General features: G+C 62.9%; 20 protein-coding genes. 14 read left to right on the top strand and 6 right to left on the bottom strand.

Annotated elements, in window-relative coordinates:
* The first annotated feature begins 12 nt into the window (after nt 1-12).
* The 5 genes from JOZ06_RS15460 (at nt 13) to JOZ06_RS15440 (ending at nt 7532) form a co-directional block, all read left to right on the top strand.
* Nucleotides 13-3702 (top strand): nitrate reductase subunit alpha, encoded by a 3690-nt coding sequence (locus tag JOZ06_RS15460; protein ID WP_293233996.1) that lies wholly within the window; start codon nt 13-15, stop codon nt 3700-3702.
* Between the two features lie 10 nt (nt 3703-3712).
* Nucleotides 3713-5260 (top strand): nitrate reductase subunit beta, encoded by a 1548-nt coding sequence (gene narH / locus JOZ06_RS15455; RefSeq protein WP_293233994.1) that lies wholly within the window; start codon nt 3713-3715, stop codon nt 5258-5260.
* 8 nt (nt 5261-5268) lie between these two features.
* Entirely contained in the window at nt 5269-5916 is a 648-nt protein-coding gene (gene narJ, locus JOZ06_RS15450; protein WP_293233992.1) for a nitrate reductase molybdenum cofactor assembly chaperone, read from the top strand.
* Nucleotides 5917-5918: 2 nt separating this feature from the next.
* Nucleotides 5919-6602, top strand: a complete 684-nt coding sequence (gene narI, locus JOZ06_RS15445) for a respiratory nitrate reductase subunit gamma (RefSeq protein WP_293233990.1) — start codon at nt 5919-5921, stop codon at nt 6600-6602.
* Nucleotides 6603-6737: 135 nt separating this feature from the next.
* Nucleotides 6738-7532 carry a MipA/OmpV family protein gene (locus JOZ06_RS15440; RefSeq protein ID WP_293233988.1) on the top strand — a complete coding sequence of 265 codons (795 nt, stop codon included), beginning with the start codon at nt 6738-6740 and terminating at the stop codon, nt 7530-7532.
* 21 nt (nt 7533-7553) lie between these two features.
* Here JOZ06_RS15440 and JOZ06_RS15435 read toward each other — a convergent pair whose 3' ends face one another.
* Both JOZ06_RS15435 and JOZ06_RS15430 read right to left on the bottom strand, forming a co-directional pair.
* Nucleotides 7554-8942, bottom strand: a complete 1389-nt coding sequence (locus tag JOZ06_RS15435) for a HAMP domain-containing sensor histidine kinase (RefSeq protein WP_293233986.1) — start codon at nt 8940-8942, stop codon at nt 7554-7556.
* Nucleotides 8939-9595: a response regulator gene (locus tag JOZ06_RS15430; RefSeq protein ID WP_293233984.1), complete on the bottom strand. Its 657-nt coding sequence runs from the start codon at nt 9593-9595 to the stop codon at nt 8939-8941. Before JOZ06_RS15430 ends, JOZ06_RS15435 begins: the two co-directional genes overlap by 4 nt.
* A gap of 180 nt (nt 9596-9775) precedes the next feature.
* Here JOZ06_RS15430 and JOZ06_RS15425 point away from each other — a divergent pair, with 180 nt between their 5' ends.
* The 4 genes from JOZ06_RS15425 to JOZ06_RS15410 all read left to right on the top strand — a co-directional run bounded on the left by JOZ06_RS15425 (nt 9776) and on the right by JOZ06_RS15410 (nt 12826).
* Nucleotides 9776-10555, top strand: coding sequence for a MipA/OmpV family protein (locus tag JOZ06_RS15425; protein ID WP_293233982.1), 780 nt, complete (start codon nt 9776-9778; stop codon nt 10553-10555).
* Nucleotides 10556-11105: 550 nt separating this feature from the next.
* Nucleotides 11106-11567, top strand: a complete 462-nt coding sequence (locus tag JOZ06_RS15420; protein WP_293233980.1) for a YiiD C-terminal domain-containing protein — start codon at nt 11106-11108, stop codon at nt 11565-11567.
* Nucleotides 11568-11652: 85 nt separating this feature from the next.
* The gene (locus JOZ06_RS15415; RefSeq protein WP_293233978.1) at nt 11653-12177 is read left to right on the top strand and encodes a MarR family transcriptional regulator; all 525 of its coding nucleotides are present in this window, start codon (nt 11653-11655) and stop codon (nt 12175-12177) included.
* Complete coding sequence (locus tag JOZ06_RS15410) at nt 12146-12826, top strand: GNAT family N-acetyltransferase (protein ID WP_293233976.1); 681 nt, start codon at nt 12146-12148, stop codon at nt 12824-12826. Before JOZ06_RS15415 ends, JOZ06_RS15410 begins: the two co-directional genes overlap by 32 nt.
* 67 nt (nt 12827-12893) lie before the next feature.
* Here the strand turns inward: JOZ06_RS15410 and JOZ06_RS15405 are convergent, their stop codons facing one another.
* From JOZ06_RS15405 to JOZ06_RS15395, 3 genes are all read right to left on the bottom strand, one after another.
* Nucleotides 12894-13688: a tetratricopeptide repeat protein gene (locus JOZ06_RS15405; protein ID WP_293233974.1), complete on the bottom strand. Its 795-nt coding sequence runs from the start codon at nt 13686-13688 to the stop codon at nt 12894-12896.
* Nucleotides 13689-13790: 102 nt separating this feature from the next.
* A complete protein-coding gene (locus tag JOZ06_RS15400) occupies nt 13791-14408 on the bottom strand; it encodes a hypothetical protein (protein WP_293233972.1) in 618 nt (205 codons plus the stop codon).
* A gap of 180 nt (nt 14409-14588) precedes the next feature.
* Nucleotides 14589-14909: a hypothetical protein gene (locus JOZ06_RS15395; protein WP_293233970.1), complete on the bottom strand. Its 321-nt coding sequence runs from the start codon at nt 14907-14909 to the stop codon at nt 14589-14591.
* Between the two features lie 130 nt (nt 14910-15039).
* Here JOZ06_RS15395 and JOZ06_RS15390 point away from each other — a divergent pair, with 130 nt between their 5' ends.
* Nucleotides 15040-15600: a GNAT family N-acetyltransferase gene (locus JOZ06_RS15390; protein WP_293233968.1), complete on the top strand. Its 561-nt coding sequence runs from the start codon at nt 15040-15042 to the stop codon at nt 15598-15600.
* On the opposite strand, the gene JOZ06_RS15385 is transcribed toward JOZ06_RS15390, so the two are convergent.
* Complete coding sequence (locus JOZ06_RS15385; RefSeq protein WP_293233966.1) at nt 15597-16217, bottom strand: TetR/AcrR family transcriptional regulator; 621 nt, start codon at nt 16215-16217, stop codon at nt 15597-15599. The two genes, JOZ06_RS15390 and JOZ06_RS15385, sit on opposite strands and share 4 nt — an antisense overlap.
* A 120-nt stretch (nt 16218-16337) precedes the next feature.
* On the opposite strand from JOZ06_RS15385, the gene JOZ06_RS15380 reads away from it, so the two are divergent.
* The 4 genes from JOZ06_RS15380 (at nt 16338) to JOZ06_RS15365 (ending at nt 21669) form a co-directional block, all read left to right on the top strand.
* The gene (locus JOZ06_RS15380) at nt 16338-17615 is read left to right on the top strand and encodes an MFS transporter (protein ID WP_293233964.1); all 1278 of its coding nucleotides are present in this window, start codon (nt 16338-16340) and stop codon (nt 17613-17615) included.
* Between the two features lie 175 nt (nt 17616-17790).
* Nucleotides 17791-19002: an MFS transporter gene (locus JOZ06_RS15375; protein WP_293233962.1), complete on the top strand. Its 1212-nt coding sequence runs from the start codon at nt 17791-17793 to the stop codon at nt 19000-19002.
* 121 nt (nt 19003-19123) lie between these two features.
* Nucleotides 19124-20266 (top strand): FIST N-terminal domain-containing protein, encoded by a 1143-nt coding sequence (locus JOZ06_RS15370; protein WP_293233960.1) that lies wholly within the window; start codon nt 19124-19126, stop codon nt 20264-20266.
* Entirely contained in the window at nt 20263-21669 is a 1407-nt protein-coding gene (locus JOZ06_RS15365; protein WP_293233958.1) for an ATP-binding protein, read from the top strand. Before JOZ06_RS15370 ends, JOZ06_RS15365 begins: the two co-directional genes overlap by 4 nt.
* Nucleotides 21670-21695 lie beyond the last annotated feature (26 nt).

The raw sequence follows: 21695 nt of genomic DNA, 5'->3' as shown, positions 1-21695 counted from the left end.
CTCGGAGGCGCCATGAGTCACTTTCTCGATCGCTTGAAATTCCTTTCGCGGACCACCGACACCTTCGCCGACGGCCACGGCGCGGTGGTCAACGAAGACCGCCAGTGGGAAAACGCCTATCGCGCGCGCTGGCAGCAGGACAAAGTGGTGCGCTCCACCCATGGCGTCAACTGCACCGGCTCCTGCAGTTGGCGCGTGTTCGTCAAGAATGGCTTGATCACCTGGGAATTGCAGCAGACCGACTATCCGCGCACCCGTCCCGATTTACCCAATCACGAGCCGCGCGGCTGTCCGCGCGGCGCCTCTTATTCCTGGTATGTCTATTCGGCGCAGCGGGTGAAGTACCCGATGATCCGCGGCGAGCTGATGGCGCTGTGGCGCGAGGCGCGCAAGACGCTGGGACCGGTCGAGGCCTGGGCGTCCATCACGTCCGACCCGGCCAAGGCGGCGCGCTACAAGAAGTCGCGCGGCCTGGGCGGCTTCGTGCGCGCCGACTGGGACACCGCCAGCGAGATCATCGCCGCGGCCAATACCCATACCATCGAGGCCTACGGCCCTGACCGCATCATCGGCTTCTCGCCGATTCCGGCGATGTCGATGGTGTCCTATGCCGCCGGCAGCCGCTATCTCAGCCTGATCGGCGGTGTCTGCACGTCGTTCTACGACTGGTACTGCGATTTGCCGCCGGCCTCGCCGCAAGTGTGGGGCGAGCAGACCGACGTGCCCGAGTCGGCCGACTGGTACAACTCGACCTATCTGATGGTGTGGGGCTCGAACGTGCCGATGACCCGCACGCCGGACGCGCATTTCTACACCGAGGTGCGCTACAAGGGCACCAAGACCGTGGCGGTGTCGAGCGACTTCGGCGAAATGGCCAAGTTCGGCGACATCTGGCTCGCGCCCAAGCAAGGCACCGATGCCGCCTTGGCGCTGGCGATGGGGCACGTGGTGCTCAACGAATTCCACCGCACCGGCGCCAGCGCCTACTTTACCGAATACGGCAAACAGTACACCGACTTCCCGATGCTGGTGACGCTCAAGGCAGGCGAGCACGGCCTGGTGGCCGACCATTATCTGCGTGCCTCGCAGCTGTCCGGTCACGCCGATGCCAACAACCCGGACTGGAAGACGGTGCTGATCGACGGCACGAGCGGCGACATCGTCGTGCCCAACGGCACCATCGGCCTGCGTTGGGGCGAGCAGGACGGCATGATCGGCAAGTGGAACCTGGAAATGAAGGCTGCCGATGGCCGGGACGTCGATCCGATGCTGTCGCTTTGCGGCCATCACGACGACGTGGCGCGCGTGGCGTTTCCGTACTTCGGCGCCGAACACGACGCCGCCTTGACGCGCAACGTGCCGGTGCGCCGGCTGACGCTCAAGGACGGATCGAGCGTGCTGGTGGCCACCGTCTACGACTTGATGCTGGCCAACTATGGCGTCGATAACGGCCTGGGCGGCGAAAATGTGGCGCACAGCTACCAAGACGACGTGCCCTACACGCCGAAGTGGCAGGAAAAGCATACCGGCGTGCCGGCGGCGGACGTGGTCACCGTGGCGCGCGAGTTTGCCGCCAACGCCGACCGCACCCGCGGCAAGAGCATGGTCATCGTCGGCGCGGCGCTGAACCACTGGTATCACATGGACATGACCTATCGCGGCATCATCAATTTGCTGATGATGTGCGGTTGTATCGGCCAAAGCGGCGGCGGCTGGGCGCATTATGTCGGCCAGGAAAAGCTGCGCCCGCAACAAGGTTGGGCGCCGTTGGCCTTTGCCACCGACTGGCAGCGTCCGCCTCGGCAAATGAACGGCACCAGCTTCTTCTACGCCCATACCAGTCAATGGCGTCACGAAAAGCTGGGCGTCGACGAGATTCTCAGCCCGACCGCGCCGAAAGGCCGTTATGCCGGCTTGAGCCTGCTTGACTTCAACGTGCGCGCCGAACGCATGGGCTGGCTGCCGTCGGCACCGCAGCTGGAAACCAACCCGCTCGATCTGACGCGCGACGCTGCCGCGGCCGGCAAGGACCCCGTGGCCTACACGGTTGAGGGGCTGCAGTCGGGCAACCTGAAGATGTCGTGCGACGACCCGGATAATCCGAAGAACTTCCCGCGCAATATGTTCGTCTGGCGCTCGAACATTCTCGGCTCCAGCGGCAAGGGGCACGAATATTTCCTCAAGTACCTGCTGGGCACGCAAAACGCGCTGTTCGACGACGAGACGCAGTGCATCAAGCCGTCCGAAGTCACCGTGCGTCCGGCGGCCGAAGGCAAGCTCGACCTGCTGACCGTGCTCGACTTCCGTATGAGCACCACCTGCCTGTACGCCGACATCGTGCTGCCGACCGCCACGTGGTACGAGAAGGACGACATGAACACCTCGGACATGCATCCGTTCATCCATCCGCTGTCCGAGGCGGTGCAACCGTTGTGGCAAGCCAAGAGCGACTGGGAAATCTACAAGCTGCTGGCCAAGAAGCTATCGGAAATCGGCGGGCCGGTGCTCGGCACGCGCCAAGATCTGGTGCTGACGCCGCTGATGCACGATACCCCGGGAGAATTGGGTCAGCCGCTCGCGCCGCAAGACTGGAAAAAGGGCGAGTGTGCGCTGATTCCGGGCAAGACCGCGCCGCAGATGACCGTGGTTGAACGCGATTACACCCGCATTCACGAGAAGTTCACCACCATCGGCCCGCTGCTGGCCAAAGCCGGCAACGGCGGCAAGGGTATCGCCTGGCAAACCGCGCATGAGGTGAAGGAACTGGGCGAGCTCAATGGCCGCGGCGCCAATGGTCAGCCGAAGTTGGAAACCGCCATCGACGCCGCGGAGATGATTCTGTCCCTGGCGCCGGAAACCAACGGCCATGTGGCGGTGAAGGCCTGGGCCGCGCTGTCCAAGATTACCGGCCGCGATCACACGCATTTGGCGGTGGGCCGCGAGCATGACAAGATCCGTTTCCGCGACATTCAGGCGCAGCCGCGCAAGATCATCTCCAGCCCGACCTGGTCCGGTCTGGAAAGCGAGGAGGTCAGCTACAACGCCGGCTACACCAACGTGCACGAGCTGATTCCTTGGCGCACGCTCACCGGCCGCCAGCAGTTCTATCAGGATCATCGCTGGATGTTGGACTTTGGCGAGGGTTTGGCCGTCTACAAGCCGGCGGTGGACCTGAAGACCACCGGCGCCATGCTCGGCTATCAGCCCAACGGCAATAAGGAGATCGTGCTCAACTTCATTACGCCGCACCAGAAGTGGGGCATCCACTCGACCTACTCGGACAACATCCGCATGTTGACCCTGAGCCGCGGCGGCCCGCACGTGTGGGTCTCGGAAGAGGATGCGCAACGCGCCGGCATCGTCGACAACGACTGGGTCGAAGTCTTCAACCTCAACGGCACGCTGACCGCGCGCGCCGTGGTCAGCCAACGCGTGCCGGCCGGCATGACGCTGATGTATCACGCCCAGGAGAAGATCGTGAACGTGCCCGGCGCGGAAACCAGCGGCAAGCGCGGCGGCATCCACAACTCGGTGACGCGTACCGTGACCAAGCCGACCCATATGATCGGCGGCTACGCGCAACAGGCTTATGGCTTCAATTATTACGGCACGGTCGGCGCCAACCGCGACGAGTTCGTCATCGTGCGCAAGATGAATCGGGTGGACTGGCTCGACCAGCCCCAAAACGGCCGGGACGCCTGAGGAGACAACCATGAAAATTCGTGCGCAAGTGGCGATGGTGCTGAATCTGGACAAGTGCATCGGCTGCCATACCTGTTCGGTAACCTGCAAGAACGTCTGGACGAGCCGCGACGGCGTGGAATACGCCTGGTTCAACAACGTCGAGACCAAGCCGGGCGTCGGCTTCCCCAGCGAGTGGGAAAACCAGGACAAGTGGCAGGGCGGCTGGCGCCGTACCGCCGAGGGCAAGCTCGAGCCGCGCCAGGGCAGCCGGATGAAGATTCTGTCCAACATCTTCGCCAACCCGAACCTGCCGCAGATCGACGACTACTACGAGCCGTTCACTTACGACTACGAGCATCTGCAAAACGCGCCTGCGATGAAGGCGCCGCCGACGGCGCGTCCGGTGTCGGTGTTGACCGGCAAAAAGATGGACAAGATCGTCGGCGGCCCGAATTGGGAAGACGATCTGGGCGGCGAATTCGCCAAGCGCAGCCGCGACCAGCTGTTCAAGGCGGTGGAGAAGGAGATGTACGCCACCTTCGAGAACACCTTCATGATGTATCTGCCGCGCTTGTGCGAGCACTGCCTCAATCCGACATGCGTCGCGTCCTGCCCGTCGGGCTCGGTGTACAAGCGCGAGGACGACGGCATCGTGCTGGTTGACCAGGATAAGTGCCGCGGCTGGCGGATGTGCATCTCCGGCTGTCCGTATAAGAAGATCTATTTCAACTGGGAATCGGGCAAGGCCGAGAAGTGCACCTTCTGTTATCCGCGCCTGGAGGCCGGCCAGCCGACCGTATGTTCGGAATCGTGTGTGGGCCGTATCCGCTATCTGGGCGTGATGCTGTACGACGCCGACCGCATCGCCGACGCGGCGAGTGTCGCCGACGAGCAGGACCTGTATCGGTCGCAGCTGGACGTGTTCCTCGACCCGAACGATCCGACGGTGATCGAGGAAGCCCGCCGTCAAGGCATTCCCGACAGCTGGCTCGACGCCGCCAAGCGCTCGCCGGTGTACCGCATGGCGGTCGAATGGCGCGTGGCCTTCCCGCTGCATCCGGAATACCGCACGTTGCCGATGGTCTGGTACATCCCGCCGCTGTCGCCGATCCAAAAGGCGGTGCAAAGCGGCGTAATGGGCAAGAACGGCATCCTGCCCGACGTGAGCGAGCTGCGCATTCCGCTGCGTTATCTGGCCAACCTGCTGACCGCGGGCGAGGAGGAGCCGGTGCGCCACGCGCTCGACCGCATGCTGGCCATGCGCGCCTATATGCGCGCCCGCCATGTCGAACAGCGCGAGGCGGGCGAGGTGCTGGCGCAAGTCGGACTGTCGCGCGAGCAGGTGGAAGACATGTACCGCACCATGGCCATCGCCAACTATGAAGACCGTTTCGTGATTCCGTCGAGCCACAAGGAAATGGTGGAAGACAGCTTCAACGAGAAGGGCAGCTGCGGTTTCACTTTTGGCAACGGCTGCTCGGGCGGCGTGTCCGACGGCACGCTGTTCGGCAAGAAGAAGCAGGGTTCGGTGTTCTTCGCCGACATGCCGAAGTCGCGCAAGAAGGCCCACCAGTAGGAGCGACCATGAACGCCTTTTCTTTATTGTCCGTGCTGTTGCAATACCCGGAAGCCGATCTGGTGTCGGCGCTGCCCGAGATCCGCGCCCGCGCCGCCCGGTTGCCGGACGATGTCGCCTTGCCGGTCGCGCCGCTCTTGTACCACATGCAAAGCGAGTCGCTGATCGATTTGCAGACGCAGTACGTCGACCAGTTCGACCGCAATCGCAGCCTCAGTCTGCACCTGTTCGAGCACGTCTACGGCGAGAGCCGCGAACGTGGCGAGGCCATGGTCAGTTTGATGGGCACCTATAGCGAGCACGGTTTTTTCATCGCCGCCGACGAGTTGCCGGATTTTCTGCCGCTGTTCCTCGAGTTTCTCGCGCAGCTGCCGGCAGCGGAAGCCGGCGCGCTGTTGGGCGAGGCGGTGCACGTCATCGCCGCGGTGGGCGAGCGGTTGGCCGCGGCGCAAAGCCCCTACGCCGGGGTGTTTGACGCGCTCGTCGCCTTGAGCCCCATCGAGCCGTTGCCGATCGGTGTGCCGCCCGTGCGCGACATGGATGAAGCCATGGCGCGTTTCGGCGGCGGTCTCGACGGCATGGAGCCGCTGCTCGCGCCGCAGCCCGCGACCCAGACCATCCGCTTTCACCCGCGCCCCGAGCGGCAAGGAGCCTGATCATGAATTACCTGCATCTGTTTGTGTTCGGCATTTACCCGTACATCGCCCTGGCGGTGTTTCTGCTCGGCAGCCTGGTGCGTTTCGAGCGCGAGCAGTACACCTGGCGCGCCGAGTCGTCGCAATTTCTGTATCGCGGCCCGCTGCGCCTGGGGTCGAACCTGTTTCACATTGGGGTGATCGGCGTGTTTCTCGGCCACCTGGGCGGCTTGCTGACGCCGATCGCGGTATGGGAATTCCTCGGTGTGCCGCTGACGGCCAAGCAATTGATCGCCATGGGGGCGGGCGGCGTGCTGGGGGGCATGGGGCTGATCGGTTTGCTGATTTTGCTCGCGCGCCGGCTCGGCAACGAGCGGCTGGCCGCCCAGACCGCCTTGCGCGACAAGATTCTGCTGCCGTGGCTGTTGCTGACGCTGAGCCTGGGTTTGGCGACCATCCCCGAGTCCGCGCAGCACCTGGACGGCCAAACCATGCTGACCTTCATGCTGTGGGCGCAACATATCCTGACTTTCCGAGGCGACGCCGCCAACCTGGTGGTAGGCGCGCCATGGGTATTCAGGCTGCACATTTTCTGCGGTCTGACTTTTTTCATGTTGTTCCCCTTCACGCGCATGGTGCACAGCTGGAGCGGTTTCGCCAGCGTCACCTATCTGACGCGCGCTTGGCAGTTGGTGCGCCCGCGCTGACGTAAGCGAAAATCGGCGCCTCGGCGAGGCGCCGATTTTCTTGATTGCCCCTCACGCAAAACCAGACAAATCCGATTTAGCACAGCCAGCCGGTCGTCCACGATTACGCATCAGAAATAACCTACGGAGTAGATGATGCGTGATTCGTTGCCCCTGGCCGTGTGTGCGCTGGGCGCCCTTTTCCTGGCAAACGTGCCGGCCGCCGCCATGACCCATGACGGCAAACCGTCGTCCGATTGGCGCGTGACCGCCGGGGCGGGCGTGAGCTGGAAGCCCGAGGTGATGGGCGGGTCGTTTTACCGTGCGCGCCCGGTGCCGAATCTGGACGTCGAGCATCGCGACGGTTGGTTTTTTAACCTTCAAGATGGCGCGGGCAAGAAGTGGCAGCTATCGCCGGATTTGGTCCTATCCACGTTCTTCGCCGTGAGCGACGCGCGCGAGGAAAGCGCCAAGATCGACCGCGACACCACGCTCAGCGGCATGGGCGACATCGATCGTGTCGTGCAGGCTGGTTTGGCGATGACCTACCAGCTTGGCAACTGGCAATGGCAGGCCCGGTACTTGGGCAATCTGAAACACGGCCAACCGGGGCAGCAGTTGAAGCTCGGTGCCGATTACACAATCCTGAAAAGTCCGTCCGCGGCGCTGACGCTCAATAGCGCGCTCACCGCCGGTGACAGCCATTATTCCCAACGCTGGTTCGGCGTCAGTGACGAACAGGCGGCGAAGACGCCGTTTGCCGCTTATCGGACCGGCGCCGGTTGGACGCAGGGCTCGCTCGGGGCGACGCTGCTGTTGCCGATCGACCGCCATTGGCAAGCCGTGGGGCGCGTGAGCTACGTGCGCCAGCTCGGCCACACGGAAGATAGTCCGCTGATCAGAAATCATGGCTACGGCACAGCGACCGCGCTGGCGCAATACGCTTGGTAGCTTCAAGTCTGTTCGCCAGTCCTAGGATTTGCAGATGGGCGCTAGCGGCGCGGGCAGGGGGAAGCGCACGCGGAAGCAGCAGCCGCGCCCGTCGAGCCCATCGCTGAGCGCGACCGTGCCGCGCAGGCGGTGCGCGGCTTGACGCACGATGGCCAAGCCTAATCCGGAGCCGGGGCTTGCATGCCCCGAACCGCGATGGAAGCGCTCGAACACCTGTACGCGATCCGCCGGCGCGATGCCGGGGCCATCGTCCCAGACCGTCAGATCGACCTTCTGGTGCCTGACGCCCAGCCGTACCTCGATGCGGCCGCCATCCTGTACGTAGGCCAGCGCGTTGTGCAGCAGGTTTTGGATGATGGAATGGAAGGCCGCCGGTTCGATGTCGAGCGGCAATTGCTCAGGCCCATCGAACGACACCTCTTGTTGTTTGGCTATCGCACGAGGGAGCGCGCCAGCGATCTCCTCGCGCACGATGGCGGCCAAGTCGCAGCGTTGCGCCAGCACCGGGCGCTGGTCGTCCAGCCGCGCCATTTCCAATAGCTTATCGATCAGCGCCGTGGTGCGCGCCACCGCGTGGTTCATGCGCGCGCCGGCTTCGGTCGCGTCGCAGGCGCCTGGGTTGCTCAGCACGTGCGCTTCGGCGGAAATGACCGCGATCGGCGTGCGCAGCTCATGCGCCGCGTCCTGCACGAAGGCGCGCTCGCGTTCGATCTTCAACTTGAGCGCGGCGAGCAGGCGGTCGAGCGCTTCGACCAGCGGGACCAGTTCGGCGTGCCGGGCGTTGAACGCCAAGGGCGCAAGGTCGTCCGGATGACGCGCGGCAATGAGGCGCGAGAGCTTTTGCAGCGGCCTCAGGCCGCCCCAGACGGCAACGGACAGTGCCAGCAGAATGATGGCGAACGCCAGCAGGACTCGTGTCCAGATGTCCTTGCTTGTTTGAATGAATACCCATTGCGCCCGGAAGGAAGGGCTGGCCAATATCAATATCCAGTGCGGCCCGCGCGTTTGCAGTATGTGGTAGTCGAGTTCGCCGATGCGTACCGTTTCGATGACGTTGTCGCGCGCGCGCGGCACCAATTCCCCGTTGCTGTGCGAGCGGAACAGCCGTGTGCCGTCCGGCGCATACAGCATGACCAGGTAGGGGTCGGGCACATCGCTCTGCCGGTATGCCTCATTGATGATGTCGGAAATGGCCTTGGTCTCGCTGGCAAGATAGGTGCGGTCGCTTAATGGCATCAGCAGTTTGCCGATATGTTGAGAGGTCTTGCTCAGATCTTTGTCGGTCTCAAACTTGAGTTCCACATATTTCCATACCACCAGGACGAGCCAAACCAGCACGAAGCTGGCGAAGACCGTCCAAACCACCCGCCGCAGCAGGCTTGGCCGCAAGAAATGTCCAGGCGCCTTCATGATTGCAACATATAGCCGACGCCGCGCACGGTACGGATACGCTCGGCGCCGATCTTGCGCCGAAGGTTGGAGATATGGACTTCCAACGCGCCAAAGTCGACCGGTTCGCCCAGCGGCTCCAGCCGCTGCGCCAGCGCGGATTTTGCGACGATGCTGCCGGCCTCGCGCGCGAGCTCCAGTAGCAAATTGAATTCGCGCGGGGAGAGTTCGAGCAGGGCGTCGTTCAACTGGGCCTCCCGCCGGCTCGGAATGATCTGCAGTTCCCCCAGTGTCCACACTTCGCTGGCTTGGCGGGCGTAGCGGCGCAGCACGGCGCGGATGCGCGAGATCAATTCCGGCATGGCAAACGGTTTAAGAATGAAATCGTCGGCGCCGCCGTCGAGTCCGGCCAGGCGGTCCTCCAGCGCCGAGCGGGCGGTGATGACGATCACCGGCGTGGCGATGCCGGCCTTGCGCCAGCGGCCGAGCAGGCTCAGGCCATCGCCGTCCGGCAGCGTCAGATCGAGCAGGACGCAATCGTGCTCGATCTCGGCCGGGGTTTGCGGCGCATCCTGGACGTTGCGGCGCCACTCGCTACTGATGCCTTCAACTTTCAACGCTTGTTGTAGCGCGAAGCCGAGATCCAAATCGTCCTCGATAAGCAAAATATGCATGATCTATATGCCGATTAACCGTTATTCGCATGGTAACGCAAAGCCCGTGGGTCGCCATCGGTCTTCGCGTCGTCGTTAAGCCGCGGCAAAGGTTGCGCTTAGCTACGGACAAGGTTGCGCCGCCGATAATGGCCTCGATCCGGAGAGGATGGCCTCTCTGGCGCGGTTGAGGAGAACAGCATGCGTTACCCCCTTGCGCTCGCCCTGTGCGGTCTCAGCGCGTTGGCATGGGCCGACGAGGTCAAGCCGGCGGCATCGGCGCCGACATGGGCGGTGAGTACCGGCGTTGGCGCCGCCTGGACGCCGGAAGTCATGGGCGGACGATATGATCATGTGCGCTGGCTGGGGCAGGTGAGCGCCGTTCGCGACGACGGCTGGTTTGTCGATACCCGTGATGGGATGGGCAAAGCGTGGCAGCTGGCGCCGAACTGGTCGCTGGCATTGTTGCTTGCCGCCAGTGACCGGCGCGCACAGAGTAGCCGCATCGACCATGACACCTCGCTGGAAGGAATGGGCGATATCGGCGCCACGGCACAAGCGGGCGCGTTGTTGCGCTACCAGCAAGGCGATTGGAAGCTGGGCGCCAAATATCTGAGCAATCTGAAAGGCGGCATGCAGGGACAGCAATTGGCCTTGAGCGTCGACTATACGTTGCTGACTCGCCCTTCCGCCGTGCTGGTGCTCAACAGTGCGCTGATGGCCGGCGATCGCCACTACATGCAACGCTGGTTCGGCGTGAACGCCGAGCAGGCGGCCAATACCTCTTTCTCCGCCTATCAGGCGGGGGGCGGCTGGAGTCAGGGGGTCGTCGGGTTGACGCTATTGGTGCCCATCGACAAGCATTGGCAAGTGATTGGCCGCGCCGCCTATTTGCGCATGCTCGGCAGCAGTCAGGATAGCCCGCTGGTCAAAACGCACGGCTACGGTGCCGGTGGCGGCTTGGTGCAGTACAACTGGTAGCGATGGGGCGGGACAAAAGAAGAGGCCCCGCTTGCGCGGGGCCTTTCTCTTTTCTTGACTTCTGTCCTGGTAAAGTCGGATGAGACTTTGACTGTAGTATTGCTACGCGCAATGACGCTGTCAATACGAATTTGATTGCAAAAATCCAGGAATAGAAGGGTTTTTGATCCATGTCAGGTTTGTGCTCTTGTCGTTCGTTTCTGTAGTAATGCTACATTTCGAATCGATGCGAGCAAAAAAAATCGCCACCGGTATAAGCCGGTGGCGTAATGCTGTCGCTAGAAAGAATGAGGGGTGTTGATGCAGTGCTGGCATGCTAGGGCTAGGGCGGGGCGGCCGATTTGATCTGCGGCAAATTGTATACAATCCATGCTTACCCTATTGGTGAAATACACCATTAATACAACAATAATAAATAATTTATTCTGTAGTATCGAATGTAATGTGGTTAATTGTTCCATAGATATTCCTATCTGTGGTTTATTGCCCTTATCGAAATATGCGGCAATCCTGTTGTGGCACAATGGGCCGACCGTCGTGCAAGGAACCCATGATGTATCGGCAAACCGTAGAACAGTATCTGCACGAACATATTCCCCTTTCCAAGGCGATGGCGGTGTCTGTGCGCGAAGCCAGCGCCGAGCGGGTTGTGCTTTATGCGCCGCTGGCACCCAACATCAACCACCGCGACACGGTTTTTGGCGGCAGTGCGTCGACCTTGGCGACGCTGGCCGCTTGGAGTCTGTTGTTCGTGCGTCTCAGCGATGCGGCGTTGGATGGCCGTATCGTCATTCACGCCAATCAAATGCGTTACGACCGGCCGATGGCCGGCGGTTTCTCCGCCGTGAGCGTGGCGCCGGATGCCGCCGATTGGGCGCGCTTGGTGAAGCTGTTGTCCCGTAACCGCATGGCGCGTATCGCCATCCAGGCGACGCTCGAATGCGATGGCGAGCAGGGTGGCGCTTTCGACGGCGAGTTCGTGATATTGCCGCCGGCACCGAATCCGTCGTGATCTGAATCCGAGGACGTGGCGCGGGCTACGGGATTGTGTTTTTATATAACGTGTTATATAAATGCGCATGTCACGGGAGGGGAATATGGCCGAGGACATCGTCAAGGCGCTGGGCTACATGACGCTTGGCAGCCGCATGAAACGTCTGGGCGAGAGCCTGCAGGCCCAGACGCAGGATGTATTGGCGCAGGCTGGTATCGATATTCCTGCATCGCTTTGTCCGGCATTGGCCGCGCTCGATCGTTCGGGCCCGCTGCCGGTGGGGGAGCTTGCTTTGGCGTTGGGGGTGAGCCAGCCGGCGGTGACGCGCATGCTGGAAAAATTGGAAACCTCGGGGTGGGTTGGCACGTGCGCCGAGGTGGACGACCGGCGCGTGCGCGCGGTGATGCTGACGCCGCAAGGGAGGGCCATCGTCGAGCAGGCCAAGGCGCACGCTTGGCGCCAAGTGGCGTCGGTGGTGGCCGCTATCTGCGTGCCGCTGTCCGGTTCGCTGCTTGAACAACTGGCCGCGCTGGAAGACGCGTTGGCCGAACGAACGCTGAGCCGCCGTGCCGGCTATGCGGCAATAGGAGGGGGCGATGAAGGCACTGGACCGGCCGGTATGGAGTAGCTTGATTACGCACCATGCGCCATTGGCCGAAGGCGGCGCGATGGCGCGCCGTTACCAACGCGACGTCAATTTGTTTGCCTCCGCCAGCGATGACGGCGCCGAGGCGCGGCGTGCGCTCAAGGCCCTGGTGGCGCCCGATGAGCGGGTATTCGTGCTGCAAGTGCCGCCGATTGTCGTCCCTTGCGGTCTTAAGGCGCTCAAACGCGCCATGGGAGTGCAGATGTTGGCGGAAACGCCGATCTCGCCTGTGCCTGCAGGACCGGGCGAGATCGTGGCATTGACCGACGCCGACGCGCCCGACATGTTGGCGTTGGCGACGATGACCGAACCGGGGCCCTTCTTGGCGCGCACCCATGCCATGGGGCGTTTTCTCGGCATTCGCCTGGATGGCCGTCTGGCGGCCATGGCCGGCGAGCGCATGCATATGCCGGGCTTCACCGAAGTCAGCGGCGTTTGCACCCATCCCGACTTTCGCGGCCAAGGCCTGGCGCGCCGTTTGTCCGCCGCAGTGGCCGCCGCGATCCAAGCGCGCGGCGAGCTTCCCTTCCTGCATGCATGGCAGAGCAATCAACCGGCCATCGATCTCTATCATCAGCTCGGCTTCCGCTTGCGCGCCGAGGTCAACGTGGCGGTGTTGGCACGACAATGAAAAACGGACCGGCGCGTCACGCCGGTCCGTGCGGTTAGGGTCTGTTTTCGAGCAGACCGTCAGTGGCTTACCAGCTGTCGCTATTGCTGATCGAGTCGTCGATCGGCCCCGAACTGTCGTCCCAACTGCCGTCGTTGTTGCCCATGTCGAACGGCTGATCGTCCAATTGCTGCTGTGCGTAGTCCGCCTCGCGATTGTCGAGTGGCTGACGGTAACCATCCTGTTCGCGCAGCATTTCCTCGCGGTAACCCTCATCCCGGCGATCGTCCAGCGCGCGCTCCAGCATCATGCCGGCCGCGAGGCCGCCCAGCCCGGCCGCCACGTTGCTGCCCGTACTGCTGCCGTTGTTGATGATGGTGGTGCCGCCATTGGTCCCCACCGGGTAATTCTGCGCGCCGCCATAACCCTGGCTGCCTGGCGGGTAGCCGCCGTTCTGAGTCGCCGCCGGGCGACGGAATAGCCGGCTGACGAGCAGCGTGATCAGCACCAACGCCAACAAGCCGATGACGATCGGCATAATCCCGATCGGCTGGTTCTCTACCGGCTGCGCCGGCGTGACCGCCACGGTCTGGGCGGCGGTGTGGGTCTGTTGTTTGGCGTGTGCGGCGACATCCAAATAGGCCTCGAACTTGCCGAGTTTTTCCGGCGAGGTGAAACCGATTTTCGGGTCGAGCTGTTTTGCCGCGGCAACTTCCTGCTGCGCTTGTGCAGGCTTGCCCGTATGCGCCAAGACCTCCGCATGAATGTAATGCGCTTTGGCACTGTTGGGGTGTTGCTGCAGGACCTGTTCGATCAAGCCTTCCGCCTTTGCGTAATCGCCTTGCTGCACGGCGGTTTGAATTTGCTGCTGTTCTGCGTTCATCAAGAATCTCACGGTACGCCGCGTGGCGGCTGTCAGAACGCATCTTAGTACGATAAAACCATCATGTCTCTTCCCTATTGGACATCGCGTGGGAAGCGGCTGCTAGCTTGACGTCGAGGAGATGACCTGGCCGTTGAGCGTCAGCCCGAGACCAGACGGTCCCATGCTGAGCTGGGTATGTGTTTGGCCCGGCAAGCTGTCGAACAGCGAGCGGAAGTAGTTGTAGACCGCATTGCGCTGCTCGTCGGTGCCGGCCTGCTGCCAAGCTTGGGCATATTGGGCGCCAGCCTGCATGGCGGGCAGCTGCGAGGCCAGCGCGCTGGCGTTGTGCAAAGCCATCCGCAGTGTGTTGTTGCCGTTGATCAGCGCCTCGATCTTGTCTTTATCCGGCCGGTTGCCGCTGATGGTCATCCGGCCGGTGGCCAGATCCTCGTTGATATCGAAGGCGGGGGCGGTGCTTAGCCCCGCAGCGCCCATTTGTTGAGTCAACAAGCCCTCTGCTTGCTGGCGCAACTTCTCGATATTTTCCGGCGTGGGCAGCAGTGCCGCGGAAAACAGCGCATAAGGCGGTGCGCCGCCGGAGGCCGTTTCGTTGCTCTGGGCGGCGCTGGTCTGTTGTTGCGCCTGGTAGAGCGTGGAAAATGAGTCGTCCTTGGCGCCCGCGGCGCTGACCGCGGCGATACTGTTTGCCGTTGAGGCTTTCTGTATTGAATCGATCATGGAAGCACCTCATGAAATCAACCAGGTGCAATGTTCTATGCAAACCGCATGCCATGAGCCGGAGACGGCGGCCGCAACTGGCTCCGGCGTTTGCGCGCCGGCCGCCCTGCGGCAAAAATGGCCGGCAATCGTTGCCGCCCGCGTGCCGCGCGCCGATTCTCTAGGGTTTGCAGACAGATCCTAGAGCAATGCGATGAGGCGGCCGGACTGTGCTTGCAGTTTCAGGCAGGGCAGTTCCAACAGGTCGCTCACGCTACCGGCGTTGACCTGCTGGTCGCCGAGGTGAAGCAGGCGGGTTTTGATCAACAACAGGGTTTGGCCGGTATCGGCCAGTTCGCCGGCGACGAGGCCGAGCCGCGGCAAGGTATCGGTCAGCTGGTCGAGCACGGGCAGCAGTGTGTCGAGCCCTGCTGCGCGCAACAGGTCGTGGCCGGCGGGCCCCATCTGGATGATGTGGTCACGTAGCGCGGTCAAGCGCGCCAGGTTCAGTTTCGTGGTCATGGGACCTCCATCGCAGGACGGGTTGGCGGACGAGCCGAATGAAGACGCGCAGAGCGTAGGCGATGCCTTGCTCCCGCGTCGAGTTTGCGCGGTTGGCGTATGCTAGGGTTTTTGTGATTTTGAAAAAAATATGCAGATATTACCTGAAGCATCACAGCCGGCCGCGACGCCGCCCCGGTTGGAAAGCGCGCGGTTGATTCTTTCCGGCCATGAACGCGAGGATTTCGAGCCTTTGGCCGCAATGTGGGCGGCGCCCGATGTGGTGCGCTACATCGGCGGCAAGCCTTCCACGCCGAGCGAATCGTGGCGCCGGATGCTGTCGTATCGCGGGTTATGGGCGCTATTGGGTTTCGGCTATTGGCGCGTGAGAGAGAAGGTTAGCGGCCGTTACGTCGGCGATCTGGGCTTCGCCGACTTCCATCGCATGATGGCGCCGTCGATCAGTGGGGTACCCGAGGCGGGGTGGGCGCTGGCGCCATGGGCGCACGGCAAAGGCTACGCGACCGAGGCGTTGTCCACCGCATTGGCGTGGCTGGACGGGCAGGGGTATGGCCATAGCGTCTGTCTGATCGCGCCGGAGAATCTGCCTTCGATCCGGCTGGCGGAAAAGGTGGGCTATGGCGCACCGCAACGTGTGCAGATGAACGGCGAGGACACGCTGCTCTTTCGCCGCGCGGCAAATACCCTTTAATCGTTCACGCCCGCCGCGCGTAGGAGCGTGTCGGCCACCTGCGGCAGCCCGCTGAGCGGCGAGTCATCCGGCGAATAGGTCTGGCTCGCGGCGTAAGCCCCCTCGATCAAGATGGCCAGGCCATCCGCCAGCATGCGCGCGTCGCGCGCGCCGGCCTGTGCCGTCAGTTCACGCAGGCGTTGGATCAGCTGACGTTTGTTTTGCGCCACCGCGCGCCGCGCGGGATGAGTGGGGTCGGGAAATTCGCAGGCGATGTTGACGAACGGGCAGCCGCGGTAGTTTGGCTGCGTCGTGCGTTGCGCCAAATCGGCGAACAGCTGGCGTAATTGCGCGCCCGGCCGGTCCGGGTGTTTGGCCAGACTGACGTTGATGTAGTGCCAGAAACGTTGGTCGCGCCGCGCCAGGTAATGCAGCATCAAATCTTCCTTGGAGTGAAACTGGCGGTAGACGCTCATCTTGTTGACGCCGGCGCGTTTGACCACTTCGTCCACACTGACGGCGCGGGCGCCCTCGCGATAGAACAGCTCGTCCACCGCTTCCAGAATGCGGGTTTGCGCCTCCGCCGCCTGCAGCATCTTGCGGACCGGTTTGGCCGGCGTGGCCATTTCGCCATTCATGCATCTTCTCCTCGATAGGGTTGACATGTTACCGCTCGGTACATAGTATGACAACAATGTGACTGACTAGTAACAACTGCGACATTCAATATAAGATCAAGACAAGACAAGGAGAAACCCATGCAGCTGATCGCCGACTGGGCTCGTGGCCGTTTTCATTACGCCTGGGTCGTTTTGGGTGTGACGTTTTTAGTGATGCTGATCACCGCCGGCACGCGTGCTACGCCCAGTGTGATGATTCTGCCGCTGGAGCACGATTTCGGTTGGAACCGGGCGGCGATTTCACTGGCGCTGTCGATCAACTTGGCATTGTTCGGTCTGATGGGACCGTTCTCCGCCGCCGCGATGCAGCGCTTCGGCTTGCGCCGCACGGTGTTGTTCTCGCTGGTTGCGCTGGCCGGCGCCATCGCCGCCTCGAGCCTGATGCGCCATCAGTGGCAGCTGCTGCTGATCTGGGGGGTGATCGTCGGCGGTTGCACCGGCGTGACGGCCATGACGCTCGGCGCCACCATCGTCAATCGCTGGTTCGTCAAGCGGCGCGGCCTGGCCATGGGAATTCTCTCCGCCAGCTCGGCCACCGGCCAGCTGGCGATCTTGCCGGTGCTCGCGGCCATCGTCGAAGCGTATGGCTGGCGGCCGGTGGTGTTGACCGTGGCCGTCGGCGCGGCGGCGATTTTGCCGCTGGTTTACTGGCTGCTGCCGGAGCGTCCGTCCAGCGTCAGCCTGCCGCTGTATGGCGCGCCGGTAGGCGCGCATCCAGGCGATGGCGACCATCGTCACAACCCCATTGCCATCGCCTTTGGCGCGTTGCGGCGGGCGTCGTCGTCGCGCGACTTCTGGCTGCTGTTCTTCAGCTTTTTCGTCTGCGGCGCCAGCACCAACGGCTATATCGGCACCCACTTTATCGCCATGTGCGGCGACTACGGCATCAGCGAGGTGAAAGGCGCGAGCATTTTGGCTGCCATGGGAGCGCTCGACCTGATCGGCACCACATTGTCCGGCTGGCTGTCGGACCGTTTCAACAATCGCGTGTTGCTGTTCTGGTACTACGGCCTGCGCGGGCTGGCGTTGATTTACCTGCCCTACGCCTTCGGCCTGACTTACTTCGGCCTGCCGCTGTTCGGCTTGTTCTATGGGTTGGATTGGGTGGCGACGGTGCCGCCGACGGTGCGATTGACGCACGATGTGTTCGGCTCGGAAGACGCGCCGGTGGTGTTCGGCTGGGTAGTGGCCGGCCATCAGCTGGGGGCCGCGGCGGCGGCCTTGGTGGGCGGCATGTTGCGCAACAGCCTGGGCACCTATACCGTGGCGACGATGATGTCCGGCGGCTTGTGCCTGCTCGCCGCCGTGCTGGTGCTGCGCATCCATCGGCGCGCGCTGGCGGCGGCCGTGGCCTGATTCAGTCCCGGCTGGCCATGGCTAGGCGCCGGCAAACAGGGCAAGCGGGAGAAGCCGGTCATACGGGGTCTTTAGCCGGTCGGGATGGCCACAGCCTAGCCTATTTTCATACTGTCTTTCCGTTATGGTTGCAATCTGATTAAATGATTGCTTCCGATAGCGTCCTCTTGTCACGATGAGCCAACCGAACAGTGCCGCCTTAGCGCTAACGTCGACAGCCGGCGATGCCGCCTCGCGTCGACGCGCCTTGCTGGCTGCCTGCAGCGCCCATGCCATCCACGATGGCTTGACCGATTTGATCTATGTGTTGCTGCCGGTTTGGCAGGCTCAGTTCGCGATCAGCTATGCGCTGGTGGGGTTGCTGCGCGGCGCCTATTCCGGTTCGATGGCGGGTTTTCAGCTATTGGCCAGCCGCGCCGCCAGACGCTGGGGGCGCACGCGGCTGCTGGTGGGGGGGACGGCGTTGGCCGGCATGGCGTATCTGCTGGCCGGGCAGGCCGGCGGCTTGGCGATGCTGCTGGCGGCGCTGCTGCTGGGCGGATTGGGCGCCAGCACGCAGCACCCCCTGGCCTCGACGATGGTGGCCGATCATTTCGAAGCGGGCGGCGGCAAGCAGGCGCTGGCGCAATATAACTTTGCCGGCGATATTGGCAAAACACTGATTCCGGCATTGGTGGGGCTGCTGCTGACGGCGGTGAGCTGGCGCGTCAGCGTGCGGCTGATGGGCCTTGTCGGCCTCGGCGCCGCGGGGTTTCTGTGGTGGCTGATTCCCGCGCGGCGGGAGACGGCCGCGCACACGGCGGGCGCGATCAAGACGGAGGCGGGGCGGGGTTCGTCCGCGGGGCTTCACGCGCTGCTTGCCACGGGCGTCGTCGACAGCGCGGTGCGCATGGGCTTTCTCACCTTTTTGCCGTTCCTGCTCAAAAGCAAGGGCGCCGGCACCGCCGGCATCGGTTTGGCGCTGTCGCTGTTGTTCATCGGCGGCGCATTCGGCAAGCTGTTTTGCGGCTATCTGGGCGCGCGCATCGGCATGATGAGAACCGTCTGGCTGACGGAGTCGGCGACGTCGCTCTTGATTGCCGCGGAATGGGCGTTGCCGTTGACCGGCGCGATGGCGATCTTGCCGCTGATGGGCCTTGCGTTGAACGGCACGTCGTCGGTGCTGTATGGCACGGTGCCTGAGCTTGCCGGCGCCGGCAAACGCGAACAGGCGTTCGCGCTGTTCTATACCGGCACCATCGGCGGCGGCGCGCTGTCGCCGGTGCTGTTCGGCCGCTTGGGCGACGTGGCTGGCGTTACCAGCGCGGTCATGGCGCTGGCGCTTGTTCTGTTGTTGACCTTGCCCTTGTCTTGGCGGGTGCAAAAAGGATTGACGTTGCCTCGCTAGCGGTCTTGGCTTAAGAATATGTGCATTGTAATGATTGCAGATGTATCCATAATAAATAGGATAATGAGATAGCCGCATCGCCGCGATGGTCTTTCGGCGGCAGTGCCATCAGGAGAGCAACATGATCCGGACCGCGCAATCATGCCTGGCGGAGGCGGCGGACGCCGTCGAGGCGTTTCACCGCGACATCATGCATCCCGATTTGGCCTTGGTGGTCTTTTTCTGCTCCAGCGACTTCGCGCTTGACCGCATGGCGGCCGAACTGGCCCGGCGCTTCGGCGAGATCCCCGTTATCGGCTGTACCGCCGCCGGCGCGTTTGGCCCCAAGGGTTTTCATCAGCACACGATCAGCGGCATCGGCTTTTGCGCGCCATGGTGCCTGGCCGAGGTCTGCCATCTCCCGCTGCTACCGTCGTTCGATGCCGAAGACTGCCAGCAGCAAGTGCACGGCATGCGCGAGCGCCTTGCCGCCAAGGGCTATTGGGTGCAGTCGACCAATACTTTTGCGCTCCAACTGATCGACGGGCTCTCCATCAAGGAGGAGGCCGTTTCGCGCACCGTGCAGAACGCATTGGGCGCCACCTTCATGGTGGGCGGTTCGGCGGGGGACGACCTCGCGTTCCGGCAGACCCACGTTTATCACGACGGCGCGTTCCATAGCGGTGAAATGGTGCTGGCGCTGGTTGCAACGCAATTGCCGTTTCATTTGTTCATGACCCAGCATTTTCACGTGTTGCCCGAACGCATGGTGGTGACGAAGGCCGACGAGGCGCAGCGCATTGTCTATGAAATCAACGGCCTGCCGGCCGCCAAAGAGTATGCGCGTTGCGCTGGTGTCGTCGAGGACGAGCGTCTCCCGGAGCTGTTCTCGAAGACGCCGGTCGTGGTCAAAGTCGGCGACCGGCATTATGTCCGCGCGATCCAGCAGACGTTGCCCGGCGGCGCGCTGAAGTTCTATTGCGCCATCGAGGAGGGCATGGTGCTGCACCTGGCGCAAGGTGGGGATATGGTTCGCAATCTGAGCGACGCTTTTGACGAGGTCGAGAGCGCATTGGGCGGCCCGCCGGTAGCGATCTTCGGTTCGGACTGCATTCTGCGCCGGCTGGAGATTCAGCAGCGTCACCTCGACGAACGAATGAACACGCTCTATACCGACCACAACATGGTGGGCTTCGCCACCTATGGCGAACAGTTGCGCGGGGTGCATATCAATCAGACGCTGACCGGCGTGGCCTTCGGACAACTGCCGGAGAAAGCGTCATGACGCCAGTCGACAACGCTCCGCTCTCGCTGGACGAGCTGCGCGCCGAGTTGGCGCGCAGGGATCGCATCATTCAGGTGCTGATGGACCGCGTCGAAAACAGTGTCAGCCTCGCCGAATCGGATTTCGGCATGTTCCAATCGACGCTGATGCTGGAGGCGCAGGTCAAGGCGCGCACCGAGGCGCTGAATCAGGCGTTGGCCGCCAACGAAAAAGTCACGCGCGAACTGCAACAGTCGCAGCGCACTCTGCTGCTGCATCAGGCGCATCTGACCGAGCTTGTGGAAGAGCGCACGCGGGAACTGAATCTGGCCAAGGAGCGGGCCGAGGCGGCCAACCAGGCCAAAAGCGAATTCCTGGCCTCGATGAGCCATGAGCTCAGAACCCCGCTCAACGGCGTCATGGGCATACTCGACTTGGTCTTGGACACGGCGCTGGACGCGCAGCAGCGCAGCCTGCTGACGGATGTGCAAGGTTCGGCCACTGGATTGTTGAGGATTATCGACACCATTCTAAGTTTTATCTCGATCGAGGCCGACGATGCGCAAACCCAGCAAAGCCGCATCGACCTGCCGGCCATCGTCACCGCCGCCGTGTCGCAACTGGCCGCGCACGCATCGACCAAAGGGCTCGACCTCGTTCTGACCATCGATCCGACTTTTCCGCCTTGGATCGTCGGCGAGGCGCATCAGTGGAAGCAAATTGCCGAGGTACTGGTCGACAACGCGATCAAGTTCACCTTGCGCGGTTCGATCCATGTCCGCTTGCAGTCCGACAGTTCGAGCGGCGCGCGCGAGACGGTGCTGCGCGTCACCGACACCGGCATCGGTATCGCCGCTTCGCATCATGAGCGGATTTTCGAGCCTTTCTCCCAGGTGGACGCATCCTCGACGCGCAGCGTCGGCGGCGTCGGCATCGGCTTGCCGCTGGCCCGCCGCTTAGTGCGGCACATGAAAGGCGACATTGCGTTGCAAAGCGCCATCGGCTCGGGCAGCACCTTCGTCGTCAGAGTGCCGCAACAGCGCCCTGAGAGCGAGCGCGATGGCGGCACGGCCTCGCCGAGCCATCAAGAATTCGACTATGCGCGCTCGCTGGAGGAGTCGGAGTATCCGGTCACGCTGGAGCAGATCCATGCCTTCCTCGCCGAGGCGCCTTCGATGCTGGCCGCGCTGCAGCAGGCATTGAGCCGCGGCGAATCGGAGCATGTCCTGGATTTGTCGCGGCAATTCCGTCAATCGCTGCTGGAGTTCAAGGCGGTGCCCGCCGCGCAGCTGTGCATGATGGTCGCCGCCATGGCGCGGGCGGGGTGTCCGGAAAAAGGCATCGATCATTTGGCGAAGTTGAACGCCGAGTGCGAGGTGCTGCTGCGCACCCTGCGCGGCATCGGCGAGACGCTGGCGGCGTAGGGCGCGCTCGCGCGGATCAAGCAAAG

It is taken from the genome of Paludibacterium sp. (genome assembly GCF_019232825.1).
In the GTDB taxonomy this organism is placed as follows: Bacteria; Pseudomonadota; Gammaproteobacteria; order Burkholderiales; family Chromobacteriaceae; genus Paludibacterium.
The sequence above is the reverse complement of the archived record's forward strand: the minus strand, read 5'-3'. Positions and strand labels throughout refer to the sequence as shown.